Below are 13,929 nucleotides of genomic sequence, written 5' to 3' on the forward strand. Positions count from 1 at the left end.
GTACGGCACCTCAACGCAACCCTGGATCTCATTCGTGGCAGGACGTTTCGCTCCGCGGCCCCCGCGTCCGACCGTGCGCGGCGGGCACATCGGCGTGCCCGCGGCTGTGCCCCGGCAGGCCGCCGCGCCGGGGCGCGTCCGCACCTGGATGCCGGACGGACCGCTGGACCTGGGCCTCGTGCTCGGACCGCTGCGGCGGGGGCAGGGCGATCCCACGTTCCGGGCGATGCCCGACGGTTCGGTGTGGCGCACCGGCCGCACCCCGCTCGGACCCGGGACGCTGCGCGTGTCCGCTCTCGGTGGGGAGGTGCACGGCGAGGCGTGGGGACCGGGGGCCGAATGGCTGCTGGAGCAGCTGCCCGAGCTGCTCGGGGCCGCCGACGACCCGTCCGCGTTCGTACCGCGGCACCGGCTGCTCGCGCTGACCCGGCACCGGCGGCCGGGGTTGCGGCTGACGCGGACCGGGCTGGTGCTGGAGTCGCTGATCCCGTCGGTCCTGGAACAGAAGGTGACGACGATCGAGGCGTACGCGGCCTGGCGGGTGCTGGTGCGCAAGTACGGGGAGCCGGCGCCCGGCCCCGCCCCCGGACGGATGTACGTCATGCCGGCGCCGCGGACGTGGGCGTTGATCCCCTCGTGGGAATGGCACCGGGCCGGAGTCGACGACAAGCGGGCGTCGACCGTGCTGCGGGCGGTGCGGGTCGCCGCGCGGCTGGAGGAGGCGGCGCGGATGCCTCCGGCGCAGGCCAGGGAGCGGTTGGAGCTGGTGGCCGGCATCGGACCGTGGACGTCGGCGGAGACCGTCCAGCGCAGTCATGGCGCGGCGGACGCCGTGACGGTCGGCGATCTGCATCTGCCGGGAATCGTGGGGTGGGCGCTGGCCGGCAACCGGGACGCGGACGACGCGGAGATGCTGCGCCTGCTGGAGCCGTATGCCGGGCAGCGGCATCGGGCGGCCCGGTTGATCCTGATGAGCGGGCGGGTGCCGCCCCGGCGGGCGCCGCGGATGCCGAAGGGCGACATCGGGCGCCTTTGAGCCGGGCCGGCTCACCCGCGTCGACAGGTGCCCGCGGTGCGGTCGGTACGAGGTGGGTCGGCTCACCCGCCCGGCCGACTACCGGTCCGAGGAGAACCTCACGGACCCGGCCGGGATTCTCGCGTCGCACCACACTCTCGCGCCGTTTCTCAGCTCGTTGTCGGCCCCCACCACCGCGCCGTCGCCGATGACCGTGCCGTTGAGGACGGAGCGCGTGCCGACGCGGGCGCGGGCGCCGATGAGGGAGTCGGTGATGACGGCACCGGGCTCGACGACGGCACCGGGCAGGATCGCGCTGCCGAACACCCGCGCGCCCTCGGCGACGAACGCGCCCTCGCCCACCACCGTGCCGCCGGTCAGCTTGGCGCCGGGGGCGACGACGGCCGTGGGCAGGATCAGGCGGTCGCCGCAGCGACCGGGCACGGCCGGGGAGGGCGCGCGGCCGAGGACCAGGTCCGCGGAGCCGCGTACGAAGGCGGCCGGAGTACCCAGGTCCAGCCAGTAGGTGGAGTCGACCATGCCCTGCAAGTGGGCGCCCGCCGCGAGCAGTTCGGGGAACGTCTCGCGCTCCACCGACACCGGGCGGCCCTGCGGGATCGTGTCGATGACCGAGCGCCGGAAGACGTACGCCCCCGCGTTGATCTGGTCGGTGACGATTTCCTCGGGGGTCTGCGGCTTCTCCAGGAAGGCCAGGACACGGCCGGTCCCGTCGGTCGGGACCAGACCGTAGGCGCGCGGGTCCGGCACCTTCGTCAGGTGCAGGGAGACGTCCGCGCCCGTCGTCTCGTGGGTGCGCACCAGCGCCCGAATGTCCAGCCCGGTCAGGATGTCGCCGTTGAAGATCAGGACCGGCTCGTCGGGGCCGGAGCGCAGGCGCGAGGCGACGTTGCGGATGGCGCCCCCCGTGCCCAGGGGCTCCTCCTCCGTCACGTACTCCAGGTGGAGCCCGAGCGAGGAGCCGTCGCCGAAGTACGGCTCGAAGACCTCGGCCAGATAGGAGGTGGCGAGCACGACGTGCTCGACGCCCGCCGCTCTCGCCCGCGCCAGCTGGTGGGTGAGAAACGGCACTCCCGCCGCCCGCACCATCGGCTTCGGCGTGTGCACCGTGAGGGGGCGCAGCCGGGTGCCCTTGCCGCCGACCAGGAGGATCGCTTCTGTCACCTGTCGTCCCCGCTTCCTGTTCGTCCTCGGTCCGTCCTCGTCCGTCCTCAGCGGCCCTGGTAGCGCGCCGCGGCCGAGCGGGCCGTGCCGAGCTTGCCGTAGAGCCGCTGTCCCGGGCAGTCGGTGGCGAAGCCGTCCCGGTGGCCGGAGATCACGTTCAGGCGTACGCTCTTTCCTTTTTGGTAGAGGTTGCCACCGCCGGACGTCAGATATGTCTTTCCGCGCGGATTCATCCCGTAGAGGCCGAGCTTCCACGCGGTCAGCCGTGCGACGGCCGTCACCGCGGCCGAGGAGGGCTTGGACGTGCGGTAGGTGCCGACGACGGCGATCCCCGCGCTGTCGCTGTTGAACCCCATGGTGTGGGCACCCAGCACGGGCTTCGCCACACCGCCGGCCCGGCCCTCGTAGATTTTCCCGCACTTGTCGATCAGGAAGTTGTAGCCGAGGTCGCGCCAGCCCATGCTCTTGACGTGGTAGCGGTAGATGCCACGGATCACCGCCGGGGCCTGCGCGCAGCTGTAGTTGTTGCCGGAGGCGGTGTGGTGCACGAACGCCACCTTGACCTTCTTGGTGTAGACGAAGCCCCGCTCGCGCAGGGACTCGTCCGCACCCCAGCCGCGGCGCGTGACGATACCCGGGCGCGGTCCGACGTGGGACTGCGCGCGCCGCTGATCGGTCGGTTCGCCGCCGGGCGGGGCGAGAGCGGCGTCGGCGGCGGACGCCCCCGCGCTCGACTCGCCTGCGCGTGCGGCGCCGGTCACGGTGCCCCGCGCCGGGGGCCGCGTACCGGGGTCGACGAGTTCCAGGCGCAGACCCGAGGGCAGCGGGACCGGCTGGGCGGCCGGGCCGCGGCTCCCGGCGTCGGCGCGGACGCGTACGTCGACGCCGTCGCAGTTGCCCACCCACAGCGGCGCGGTGGCGCCGTGCACGTGCCCGGAGGTGCGCTCGGCCGTGCCGGGGTCGGCGCCGTGGTCGGCGTTGTGGGTGTCGACCTCCTGCCAGCCGGACCAGACGCCCGTGGCGGCGGAGCGGGTGCGGACCCGGACGGTGCCGTGCAACTCGGTGTCCGGGTCGTCCCAGACGACGCCGACGAGTGAGAAGTGGCGGACGTCCGTGCGGCGCAGGCCATGTTCGAGGGCGGCGCCGTGGGCGGGGTCGGGGTCGCGGGTGAGCGGGGCGAGGGGCAGGGACTGGGTGCTGCCGGGGACGGCCGCCGACCCGGTCGCAGACGCCGACTCGGCGCTCGCCGGACCGCCCGTCAGGGCCGGCGCGAGGGCGAGGGCGGCCGTGCACGCGACACCGATCGAGGACGCAAGGAATCCGTAGCGACGCATGTCCCTGATCTTGGACATGGTCAGACGAACCTGTCCATAGGGGACTTGACGGGCCGTCGGCTGCGGTTGCGCCGAACCGGTGGCCCACCGGTCACCCGCCGGTGGCCCGCCACTCGGCGGGCGGGACCGGCGCCGCGTACGCTTGCCCGGGTGAACGCCACCGAACGCACCCCTGCCGACCTGCTGCGTTCCGCGCTCGCCGCGGATCCCGGACGCCCGCTGGTGACCTTCTACGACGACGCCACCGGCGAACGTGTCGAATTGTCCGTGGCCACCTTCTCCAATTGGGTGGCCAAGACCGCGAACCTCCTCCAGGGGGACCTCGGCGCCGGACCCGGCGACCGGGTCGCGCTGATGCTGCCGGCTCACTGGCAGACGGCGGTGTGGCTGCTGGCGTGCGCGTCGGTGGGCGTGGTGGCGGACGTCGACGGGAACGCGGGCGCGGCCGATGTCGTGGCCAGCGGACCGGACACGCTGGACGCGGCCCGCGCGTGCTCCGGGGAGCGGGTGGCGCTGGCGCTGCGGCCGCTGGGCGGGCGGTTCCCGCAGCCGCCGGAGGGTTTCCTGGACTACGCCGTCGAGGTGCCGAGGCAGGGCGACGTGTTCACGCCCTTCTCACCGGTGGACCCTGAGGAGCCGGCTCTGATCGTGGCCGGGGCCGAGTACACCGCGGCGGAGGTCGTGGAGCGGGCCCGCGGCGACGCCCCGGAGCTGAACCTGACCGGGCCGGGCTCCCGCCTGCTGTCGGCGCTGCCGTACGACACCTGGGAGGGCCTCAGCGCGGGCCTGTACGCGCCGCTCACCGCCGGCGCCTCGGTCGTCCTGTGCCGCAACCTCGACCGCCTTCCCGAGGACTCTCTGGCCAAGCGCATCGAGTCCGAACGGGTCACGGCCACGGCCAGATGACGCGACCGGGCTCCGGGCCCGATCTCCGCGCACCATGTTCGCCCTGAATCCCACCGAATGCGGGATTCAGGGCGAACAGCGCGAATTCGGCTGCCGCGGATTCGGATTCCGGACGGCAAAGGGATTCACCTGCGCAGTCGCACGACTACGGAGGGTATTTCCCGGGGGGTGCGCACGACGCGCCCGGGGCTCCTGCGATCCGCCGCGCGCACCCTTGCTCACCACGTCGTTCCACCGGCGACACCGTCGACTGGGGCCTCCGCGGGTAAAGCCACGGCCAAAGGCGAACTTTTGTCCAAGGAAATGGGCGGATTGCCCCCTTGTAGGGAAGTGGAATTCGTCACCGGCGTCGCTCGATGTTGAATCAGCCGGATAGTGTGAGCGATCCGGTGCGGCTGGCCGCGAGGTCTTCCTGGGGTCGCGCACTATGCGAAGCAGACCTGGCGCCAAGAGGGGCAAGGCGCCGCGTGGCCCCGACGGAGGATTCGGACAACCGTGGACGCGCAAGGCCGTGGGCGGGCGGACAACATCGACCCCGCAGACCAGTGGGTACTCAATCCGAACACTGGCGAATACGAATTGCGACTAAGCCCTTCCGCTCCGCAGTCGGCGGTCCCGGGGCCTCGTCGGCCCCCCACCGGCGGGGGCAGGGCGCCCGGGCGGCGCCCGGCGACACCCGGACGGCAGCAGACCCGCGAGGCCGCCCCCGCCGAAACGCTGCCCGCCCCGCGGCGGCGCCGCGCGGCGCCGCCGGAGGAACCGCTGCCCGGGCGGCGGGGGCGCCGGCCGGAGAAGAAGTCGAAGAGCAAGAAGGTCCTGATGTGGACCGGCGGCACCATGGCACTCGTCCTGGTCGGCGTCGGCACGGCCGGCTACCTGGTCCTCAAGCACCTCGAGGGCAACGTCACCACCACCGACGTGGGCAGCGCGGCCAAGAACGGCTTCAGCAAGAACGAAGCCTTCAACATACTCGTCATCGGGACCGACAAGCGCACCGGCGCCGGCAACGAGGGCTACGGCGACAAGGGCAGCGTGGGCCACGCCGACACCAACGTCCTGCTGCACGTCTCCAAGGACCGTACGAACGCGACCGCCCTGAGCATCCCGCGCGACCTGATCGTGGACGTGCCGGACTGCCCGACCAAGCAGCCCGACGGCAGCACGAAGGTCATCCCGGGGACGGCCGGCGTCCGCTTCAACACGAGCCTCGGCCAGGACGGCCGGGACGCGGGCTGCACGATGCGCACGGTCAAGGAACTCACCGGCATCGCGCCCGACCACTTCATGATGGCCGACTTCAACGCGGTGAAGACGCTGACCACGGCGGTCGGCGGCGTCGAGGTCTGCGTGGGCAAGCCGATCAACGACGAGAAATCGCACCTCAAGCTGCCCGAGGGCAAGTCGGTGGTCAAGGGCGAGCAGGCCCTCGCCTTCGTGCGCACCCGCCACGCCTTCGGCTTCGGGGGCGACCTGGACCGCATCAAGGTGCAGCAGCAGTTCCTCAGCTCGCTGATGCGCAAGATGGCCTCCGGGGACACGCTCACCGACCCGTCCAAGCTGTACAACCTGGCCAACGCCGCCACCAAGGCGCTGACCGTCGACACCGGCATCGGCAAGGTCGGCGCCCTCAAGGACGTGGCGCTGGAGCTGAAGAAGGTGCCGCCGAAGAACATCACCTTCCTGACCTTGCCGGTGATCGACAACCCGGCCGAAAAGGTCCACGCGACGGTCGTGGTCAACAAGAACACGGCCCCCCAGGTCTTCGACGCCATCAACAACGACGTCTCCTTCACCGAGGTGAAGAAAAAGAAGAAGGCCGACAAGAGCGCCGAGGCCGCCCGCCTCAAGGGCCCTCAGTCCGAGGCCTCCGAGGTGCGGGTCCGGGTCTTCAACGGAGGGGCCGCCGGCGGTTCCGCCCAGGAGACCGTCAACTGGCTGCAGACCTCCGTGGGCGTGCTCAAGTCGGAGAACGCGGCCAACGCACCCGAGATCCCCAAGACCACGCTCGAGTACGCGCCCGACCAGGCACCGCAGGCCCGTAAGCTCGCCGCGCTCATGGGACTGTCCGGGGCCGCGCTGAAGCCGGGCGAGAGCTTCACCAACTCCCAGGGGATGCCCACGATGACGCTGACGCTGGGCAAGGACTTCAAGGGTGCGGGCGTGCCGCTCACCCCGCCGACGAAGGCCCCGGATGTCGAAGGGAAGTCCACGGCGGACAAGGTTCAGTGCGCAAGTTGAGCGCACAGCACCACCTTTTGGGCCTGTCATGCGTCTAACACGGCGCACGACAGGCCTGTTTCATGGCATGGCACCAGGGTGGGAGGACGGGGAGTTGACCCAGAGCGGTCTGCGCGGGGAGGGGGCGGCGGTCGAGGAGGCGATACCTCCCGCGCCGCGCAAGGGCGGCGCACCGGACGGTCGCGGCCGGCACGGCGGAGGAGGACGCGACGGGAAGAGGCGCAATGCCGGGGGCAGAGGCAGAGGCCCCGCGCGGCGCGTACTGCGCTGGTCGGCCACGGTGCTCGCGGTGGTCGTACTCGGCACGGCGGGCGCCGGATACCTCTACTACCAGCACCTGAACGACAACATCCGCAAGGGACAGCGCAGCAGCGGTGACTCCAAGGCGCAGAGGTCGAGGCCGAACGCGGCCGGCCAGACGCCCATGAACATCCTGCTGATCGGCTCCGACAGCCGTAACTCCGACGCGAACGTCGCGCTGGGTGGCAGCCGGGACACCCGCGGCACCCCTCCGCGGGGCGACGTGCAGATGCTCATCCACCTGGCCGCGGACCGCAAGAGCGCCGCCGTGGTGAGCATCCCGCGGGACACCCGGGTCGACATCCCCAAGTGCACCGACCCCGCCACCGGCGAGGTCTACCCACCGGTCAACCAGATCATCAACGAGTCGCTGGCCCGCGGCGGCGCCGGCTGCACGCTCGCCACCTGGGAAAGTCTCACCGGTGTGTACATCGACCACTGGATGACGATCGACTTCGCGGGCGTGGTGAAGATGGCGGACGCCATCGGCGGCGTCGAGGTCTGTGTGAAACAGAACGTGTGGGACCGCCCCACGCCGCAGGCGCCCGGGGGTTCCGGCCTGAAGCTGACGGAGGGCAAGCACAAGGTCAAGGGCGAAGAGGCCCTCCAGTGGCTGCGCACCCGGCACGCCTGGGGCAGCGACCTGCTGCGGGCCAGGGCCCAGCACATGTACATGAACTCGATGATCCGCACCCTGCGCAGCCAGAACGTCTTCACCGACTCCGGCCGGCTGATGGGCCTGGCGGAGGCGGCCACGAAGTCGCTCCAGGTCTCCGAGGAGATCGGCACCGTCGAGAAGCTGTACCACCTGGCCATGCAGCTCAAGACGGTCCCCACCGACCGCATCACCATGACGACGATGCCCAATGTCACCGACCCGCAGAACGGCAACCACGTCGTCCCGGACGGCGCCGCCGCCACGAAGGTGTGGAAGATGCTCCGCGAGGACGTGCCCTTCGACGACAAGGGCCCGGCGCCGGACGCGCAGAAGCGGACGGCCGGGAGCGCGGCGGACAGGACTCCCTCGGTCCCGGCCGACCGGCTGGGCGTCGTGGTGCAGAACGCCACCCGCACCGCCACCCAGGCCCCGGTCGAGGGCCGGGCGCGTGAGATCAGCCAGGAACTGGCGGGCAAGGGCTTCGCCCGGGCCACCGCGGACACCTCGGCGGCGCTGGCGGAGGAGGAGACGCTCGTGCGCTACCCGAGCGCGGACATGGAGGGCGACGCGCAGAGCGTCGCCAAGGCCCTCGGGATTCCGCTGAGTTCGGTGAAGAAGTCGACCGACGTCTCCGGTGTCACCGTCGTCGTCGGCGCCGACTGGCGTACGGGGAGTACCTATCCGAAGGAGGCCGCCCCCAAGGCCGGCGACCTGCCCGACAACTCCGACGCCATCAACGGCTCGGACGAGAGCCAGTGCATGGACGTGTACGCGCCCTACCGCTGGTAGCACGAGCAGGGGCCCCTCTCCTGGGAGAGGGGCCCTCAAAACTCCTGGCGGGAACGCTCAGTCGGCGGCCCGGACCGCCGGCCTCCGGGCGGCGATGACCTTCCTGGCCAGGGACTTGGGGCTGGTCAGGAAGCCCCAGCCCCAGGACATGTGCATGGTGGCCAGGGCGACCGGGATGCGCAGCCGGGCTGCCGGGGAAAGGCCCTTGCCCGCGGGGACCGATCCGGCGGCGATCGCCGCCAGGTAGCCGCCGGGGACCGCCAGTGCCCACGGAGTCAGGGCCGCGCCCACCACGATCCCGGCCGCGATGGCGCACACTGCGGCCGGCGGGGCGAGGTAGCGCAGGTTGATAGAGCCCTGGTGGTAGCGGGCGACGACGTGCCGCCAGCGGCCGTAGTCCTTGTACTGCTTGGCGAGGGCCTTCACGTTCGGGCGGGGCCGGTAGGACACCCGCAGCTCGGGCGAGAACCAGATCAGGCCGCCCGCCTCGCGGATGCGGAAGTTGAGCTCCCAGTCCTGGGCGCGGATGAACTCCTCGTTGTAGCCGCCCTGTTGCTCCAGGGCAGAGCGGCGGAAGACGCCCAGGTACACCGTTTCGGCCGGGCCGGCCTGGCCACCAGTGTGGAAGGCGGCGTTGCCCACCCCGATCTTGGAGGTCATCGCGGCGGCGACGGCGTGCTCCCAGGCGTTCTCCCCCTCGGCATGCATGATGCCCCCGACGTTCTGCGCGCCGGTCTCCTCCAGGAGCCGTACCGCCGTGGCTATGTAGTCCGGAGAGAGCATCCCGTGGCCGTCGACGCGGACCACGATCGGATGGCGGGAGGCCTTGATCGCGGCGTTGAGCGCGGCGGGGGTGCGTCCGGTGGGGTTCGGGACCGTGTGCACGCGCGGGTCCTCGGCCACGAGTTCGGCGGCGATCTCGTCCGTGCGGTCCGTGGACGGACCGAGGGCGATCACGACCTCCATCTCGCCGCCGTACTCCTGCGCGAGGATCGCTTCGACGGCTCCGCGCAGGTGCCGTTCCTCGTCGAGGACGGGCATGATCACAGAAACGGCGGGCAGCCGCACGTCGGGCTTGGCGTTCATCGGTGCTCACGTTACCGCGAATGGGGGACACCGGTGCGCGCCGTGGGGGTCACTGCGCCGGTCAGCAGATCGTATGGCCCTACGGTGCTCACGGTGCCCACCCACGCCCATGCGGAGGTGTCCCCATGCCCACCACGCCGCCCCGGCCCCGCCCGCGGTCACCGCGCGCCCCGCAGCGCCACACCGCACCGCCGCGGCCGGCCCGGGTCCCGCACGCGTCCGTACCGCGCCGGAGGCCGCGCTGGGCCATGCGGGCGGCGACCACGCTGTCGGTGGTGGTGCTCGCCTCCGCCGGGATCGGGCACGCGGTGGTCTCCAGCCTGGACGCGGACATCGCCCGGGTCGACCCCTTCAAGGACATGAAGAACCGCCCGCGGGCGGGCCACGGCATGAACGTCCTGCTGGTCGGCACCGACGGCCGGGACCGGATCAGCGAGCGGGAGCGGCGCCAGTACCGGCTGGGCGGCCAGGCCTGCCACTGCACCGACACGATGATGATCGTGCATGTGTCGCAGGACCGGCAGCGGGCCAGCGTGGTGAGCCTGCCCCGGGACTCCTACGCCGAGCTGCCCGGCCACGTCGACCAGAACACCGGCCGGCGGCACGGGCCGCACCCCGTCAAGCTCAACGCGGCGTACGCGGAGGGCGGGCCCCATCTGACCGTGCGCACGGTCGAGGACCTGACCCGCCTGAAGATCGACCACTACCTGGAGGTGGACTTCAGCACGTTCATGCGGACCGTGGACGTCCTCGGCGGGGTGCAGATCTGCACCTCGGAACCGATGAAGGACAGCTACTCCGGCCTGGACCTGGCCGCCGGCACGCACACACTCTCCGGCGGACAGGCCCTTCAGTACGTCCGCTCCCGGCACGTCGACGGGGCCAGCGACCTCGGCCGGATGAAACGCCAGCAGCGCTTCCTGGCCGCCCTGATCGAGCGGGCGACCTCCTCGCGGGTGCTGCTGAACCCCATGAAGTTCCGTAACGTGGCGCTGACCGTGCTGAGCTCGGTGCGGGCGGACCAGGGTTTCCACACCGACGAGCTGCTGGACATCGGCCGGGCGATGCGCAGCTTCTCCCCGTCCTCCTCGGAGTTCACCACCGTCCCGATCGCGCAGTCGTCCTACTCCGTCAAGGACATCGGCTCGACGGTGAAGTGGGACCGGGCCAAGGCCGACCGGCTCTTCCAGGCGCTGCGCGAGGACCGGCCGCTGACCGTGCGGCGACCCCGGCAGGCGAACCCTCCCGCGACCGTGCAGGTCGCCCCGCAGCAGATCCGCGTCCAGGTGGAGAACGGCACCGGCACGGCCGGGCTCGGCAAGCGGGTGGACCAGGCGCTGGCGGCGGCCGGGTTCCGCACGACGGGGGCGCCCGCGGACGCCAAGGAACGCACCGTGCGGCGGACCGTCGTGCTCTACGACCCCCAGTGGGACCGCTCGGCGAAGTCGCTCGCCGCGGCGCTGCCGGGCAGTGAGCTGCGGGCCGTACCGGGGCAGGGGTCGACGCTCAAGGTGATCGCGGGAGGCGACTACCGCCAGGTGCGCCCGGTGCGGGTGGAGGACCCGGAGCAGGGTGCCGCGACGGTCGTGACCGGCGACGAGGTGCTGTGCGGCTGACGGACTGACGACCGGCGGGCCGCGGTCAGTCCTCGTAGCCCTCGGCCGCGCGCTTCTCGCGCAGTTCCTTGATGGCGCGGCGGCGGGCGAGGCGGTGGGTGCGGCGGATCTGGGCCTCCTGGTAGCGCCGCCGGTCCCGGTCGGTCTCGGGCAGGACCGGCGGCACGCGGCGCGGCCTGCCGTCGGCGTCCACGGCGGTGAAGACCAGATAGGCCGAGCCGACCTGGGTGGTCGGGGTGGACTCGTTCCAGCGTTCGGCGAGGACCCGCACGCCGACCTCCATGGAGGTCCGGCCGGTCCAGTTGACCTGGGCCTTGACATGAACAAGATCGCCGACCCTGACCGGTTCGAGGAACGCCATCTCGTCCATGGACGCCGTGACGGCGGGCCCGCCGCTGTGCCGGCCGGCCACCGCGCCCGCCGCATCGTCGACCAGTTTCATGATCACACCGCCGTGCACCGTTCCCAGGAGGTTGGTGTCGTTGTGGGTCATGATGTGGCTCAGGGTGGTCCGGGACGCCGAAGTCGGCTTGCCGGGGATATCCGGAATCTCGGATTCCGTGATGGAGGCCTGCTCTGTCATGACCCCCACCTTATGCCGAGGCAGCATCCGGGGAATTTGTGTCAGCTTCGCAACAGCGGTGCCCTTATTTCCTGACGGCCCTTGTAAGGCACACAGCGGTGCCCTGCACACTGGGGCGCATGAATGATTGGCCCGAGGGGTGGTCCGGCGGCAGCCACGGACCCCGATACGGACGCGGCAGCGCCGGCGCGACGCCGGAAGGGGCGCGTGTGATGCGCCAGGTACGGCGCGGCGGCCCGGGGGCCCCCGCCGGGCCGGGCGGCGGGTACCCGCCCGGCGGCCCCGGACCCTCGGCGCCGCCGTACGGCATCCCGCAGCAACCGTCGTACGTCGGCGGCCGCGGATACGACGACCCCGGCGACTACGACGGGTACGACAGCGGCTACAACTCCGGCCACGTCTACGGCGGGCCCGGGGGACCGGGCGGCGGTGACCCGCGCGCCTACCGTCCCGCGCCGAACTGGCGCCGCCGCTTCAAGTGGTCCGTGATCACGCTGGCCACGCTGCTCGTGGTGACCTCGGTCGCGACCTACTTCTGGGCCGACTCCAAGCTCCGCCGCGAGGTCGACCTCTCCAAGGTCATCGACCGGCCGGAGACCGGCAAGGGCACGAACTACCTGATCGTCGGCTCCGACAGCCGTGAGGGCATGTCCTCGGAGCAGAAGAAGCAGCTGCACACCGGGTCGGCCCAGGGCAAGCGCACGGACTCGATGATGATCCTGCACGTCGGCGACAACGGCGACACGCTCATATCCCTGCCGCGCGACTCCAACGTCACGATCCCGCAGTTCCGCGGCTCGGAGTCCGGCAAGATCAAGGGCCCGCTCGGACCGAACAAGCTGAACGCGGCCTACGCCTACGACGGCCCGGAGCTGCTGGTCCGCACCATCGAGTACAACACCGGCCTGCACATCGACCACTACGTGGAGATCGGCTTCGCCGGCTTCGCGAACATCGTGGACGCGGTCGGCGGCGTGGAACTCACCCTCGACAAGGGCTTCAAGGACAAGTACTCGGGCGCCGACTTCAAGGCGGGCAAGCAGACGCTGGACGGCCGGCAGGCCCTGGCCTTCGTCCGCACCCGGCACGCCTTCGCCTCTTCCGACCTGGAGCGCACGAAGAACCAGCAGAAGTTCCTCTCCGCCCTGGCCCACCAGGTGGCGACCCCCTCGACCATCCTCAACCCGTTCAAGCTCTACCCGACGATGGGCGCGGGCCTGGACTCCCTGATCGTCGACAAGGACATGAGCCTGTGGGACCTGGCCTCCATGTTCTGGGCGATGAAGAACGTCAGCGGCGGCGACGGCACCTCCATGAACATGCCGATCTCCGGCTCGACAGGCGGCAACCTCGTCTGGGACAAGGCGAAGGTCAAGACGCTGGTCGACGAACTGAAGAACGACCAGAAGGTCACGGTCACGAGCGACTGACCCGGACCCCCGGTCCGAAGAGCCCCGCGGTGCCGACCGGCACCGCGGGGTTCTCGCCGCCCGGCCGGACTCAGGTCACATCCTGACGCTCGCCATCGCGCGGCACATCTCCGCGCAGCGGCGACACGCCTCCGCGCAGCGCATCATCATCTTGTCGTCGGGCATGGACATACACGCCTCGGCGCACATGTCACAGGCCTTGGCGCACATCGCGCACATCTCGGCCGCCATGGGCGAGCGGCGCATCATCATGTCCGCGCACATGCGGGTCATCTCGGAGCAGTCCATGAGCGCGCGCATGATCTGCATCTGCGCCTGGCCGCCCATCTGCAGGCAGCCGCTCATGGCCTCCTCGCAGACGGTGTGGCACGACATGCAGGCCTGGACGCACTCCTGCATTTCCTTGCTCATGGGGGTCATGGTTCCGGGCTGGGTCATGGCTCCTCCTGGGGGACGAAGGACCCCGGGGCGGGGCCCTTTCCCTTCCGTCGTACGCCCGTCCGGTCCCCCGCGCCATCCGGCGCGGACACCGGATCGACTACGGCCGTTCGGCTTACGGCCCGCGTCCGGCAGCCCTCGCCCCGCCGCATCGCGAACGGCCCCCGGCGCAATGCCGGAGGCCGTCGGACGCGCGCGAAGAGCCTGCTAGGGCGTGTTTCGAAAGTAGCGTCGTCCGCCCGGAGGGCGGGGTCCGCGGCGTCTGGTGCGGTGCATCGCAAGGCGGAGGGTCGTCCTCGTACTGGGCGTACGTGGACGATCCCGACAACGCGGCGAGGTGCCGTGCCAGGCGTC

Annotated in this window: 11 protein-coding genes; 6 read left to right on the plus strand and 5 right to left on the minus strand. The window is 71.4% G+C overall.

Annotation, left to right across the window (positions count from 1 at the left end; genetic code table 11):
• The first annotated feature begins 34 nt into the window (after window positions 1-34).
• Complete coding sequence (locus tag ACFY4A_RS38795) at window positions 35-1,036, plus strand: DNA-3-methyladenine glycosylase family protein (protein ID WP_390834027.1); 1,002 nt, start codon at window positions 35-37, stop codon at window positions 1,034-1,036.
• Between the two features lie 78 nt (window positions 1,037-1,114).
• On the opposite strand, the gene ACFY4A_RS38800 is transcribed toward ACFY4A_RS38795, so the two are convergent.
• Both ACFY4A_RS38800 and ACFY4A_RS38805 read right to left on the minus strand, forming a co-directional pair.
• Window positions 1,115-2,197, minus strand: a complete 1,083-nt coding sequence (locus ACFY4A_RS38800) for a sugar phosphate nucleotidyltransferase (protein ID WP_390834028.1) — start codon at window positions 2,195-2,197, stop codon at window positions 1,115-1,117.
• 47 nt (window positions 2,198-2,244) lie between these two features.
• Window positions 2,245-3,549 (minus strand): peptidoglycan recognition protein, encoded by a 1,305-nt coding sequence (locus ACFY4A_RS38805; RefSeq protein ID WP_390834029.1) that lies wholly within the window; start codon window positions 3,547-3,549, stop codon window positions 2,245-2,247.
• A gap of 132 nt (window positions 3,550-3,681) precedes the next feature.
• Between ACFY4A_RS38805 and ACFY4A_RS38810 the strand changes: the two genes are divergently transcribed.
• The 3 genes from ACFY4A_RS38810 to ACFY4A_RS38820 all read left to right on the plus strand — a co-directional run bounded on the left by ACFY4A_RS38810 (window position 3,682) and on the right by ACFY4A_RS38820 (window position 8,422).
• Window positions 3,682-4,437, plus strand: a complete 756-nt coding sequence (locus ACFY4A_RS38810) for a TIGR03089 family protein (protein ID WP_390834030.1) — start codon at window positions 3,682-3,684, stop codon at window positions 4,435-4,437.
• A 495-nt stretch (window positions 4,438-4,932) separates the two neighbouring features.
• A complete protein-coding gene (locus ACFY4A_RS38815) occupies window positions 4,933-6,675 on the plus strand; it encodes an LCP family protein (protein ID WP_390834031.1) in 1,743 nt (580 codons plus the stop codon).
• Window positions 6,676-6,769: 94 nt separating this feature from the next.
• Entirely contained in the window at window positions 6,770-8,422 is a 1,653-nt protein-coding gene (locus ACFY4A_RS38820) for an LCP family protein (RefSeq protein ID WP_390834032.1), read from the plus strand.
• Between the two features lie 57 nt (window positions 8,423-8,479).
• Here the strand turns inward: ACFY4A_RS38820 and ACFY4A_RS38825 are convergent, their stop codons facing one another.
• Window positions 8,480-9,508: a glycosyltransferase family 2 protein gene (locus tag ACFY4A_RS38825; RefSeq protein WP_390834033.1), complete on the minus strand. Its 1,029-nt coding sequence runs from the start codon at window positions 9,506-9,508 to the stop codon at window positions 8,480-8,482.
• A 125-nt stretch (window positions 9,509-9,633) separates the two neighbouring features.
• Between ACFY4A_RS38825 and ACFY4A_RS38830 the strand changes: the two genes are divergently transcribed.
• Window positions 9,634-11,124, plus strand: a complete 1,491-nt coding sequence (locus tag ACFY4A_RS38830) for an LCP family protein (RefSeq protein WP_390834034.1) — start codon at window positions 9,634-9,636, stop codon at window positions 11,122-11,124.
• A gap of 25 nt (window positions 11,125-11,149) precedes the next feature.
• Here ACFY4A_RS38830 and ACFY4A_RS38835 read toward each other — a convergent pair whose 3' ends face one another.
• On the minus strand, window positions 11,150-11,734 hold the full coding sequence (locus tag ACFY4A_RS38835) for an acyl-CoA thioesterase (RefSeq protein ID WP_390834035.1): 585 nt from the start codon (window positions 11,732-11,734) through the stop codon (window positions 11,150-11,152).
• Window positions 11,735-11,826: 92 nt separating this feature from the next.
• On the opposite strand from ACFY4A_RS38835, the gene ACFY4A_RS38840 reads away from it, so the two are divergent.
• Window positions 11,827-13,137, plus strand: a complete 1,311-nt coding sequence (locus tag ACFY4A_RS38840; protein WP_390834036.1) for an LCP family protein — start codon at window positions 11,827-11,829, stop codon at window positions 13,135-13,137.
• Between the two features lie 75 nt (window positions 13,138-13,212).
• Here the strand turns inward: ACFY4A_RS38840 and ACFY4A_RS38845 are convergent, their stop codons facing one another.
• Window positions 13,213-13,575 (minus strand): four-helix bundle copper-binding protein, encoded by a 363-nt coding sequence (locus ACFY4A_RS38845; protein WP_390834037.1) that lies wholly within the window; start codon window positions 13,573-13,575, stop codon window positions 13,213-13,215.
• Between the last annotated feature and the right edge of the window lie 354 nt (window positions 13,576-13,929).

The organism is Streptomyces sp. NPDC001292 (assembly GCF_042896465.1).
Lineage (GTDB): Bacteria > Actinomycetota > Actinomycetes > Streptomycetales > Streptomycetaceae > Streptomyces.

Excerpts from the sequence above, each read along its gene's own strand:
- ACFY4A_RS38805 (WP_390834029.1), bottom strand. The coding sequence starts at position 3,549 with ATGTCCAAGATCAGGGACATGCGTCGCTACGGATTCCTTGCGTCCTCG.
- ACFY4A_RS38825 (WP_390834033.1), bottom strand. The coding sequence starts at position 9,508 with ATGAACGCCAAGCCCGACGTGCGGCTGCCCGCCGTTTCTGTGATCATG.
- ACFY4A_RS38830 (WP_390834034.1), top strand. The coding sequence starts at position 9,634 with ATGCCCACCACGCCGCCCCGGCCCCGCCCGCGGTCACCGCGCGCCCCG.
- ACFY4A_RS38835 (WP_390834035.1), bottom strand. The coding sequence starts at position 11,734 with ATGCTGCCTCGGCATAAGGTGGGGGTCATGACAGAGCAGGCCTCCATC.
- ACFY4A_RS38840 (WP_390834036.1), top strand. The coding sequence starts at position 11,827 with ATGAATGATTGGCCCGAGGGGTGGTCCGGCGGCAGCCACGGACCCCGA.
- ACFY4A_RS38845 (WP_390834037.1), bottom strand. The coding sequence starts at position 13,575 with ATGACCCAGCCCGGAACCATGACCCCCATGAGCAAGGAAATGCAGGAG.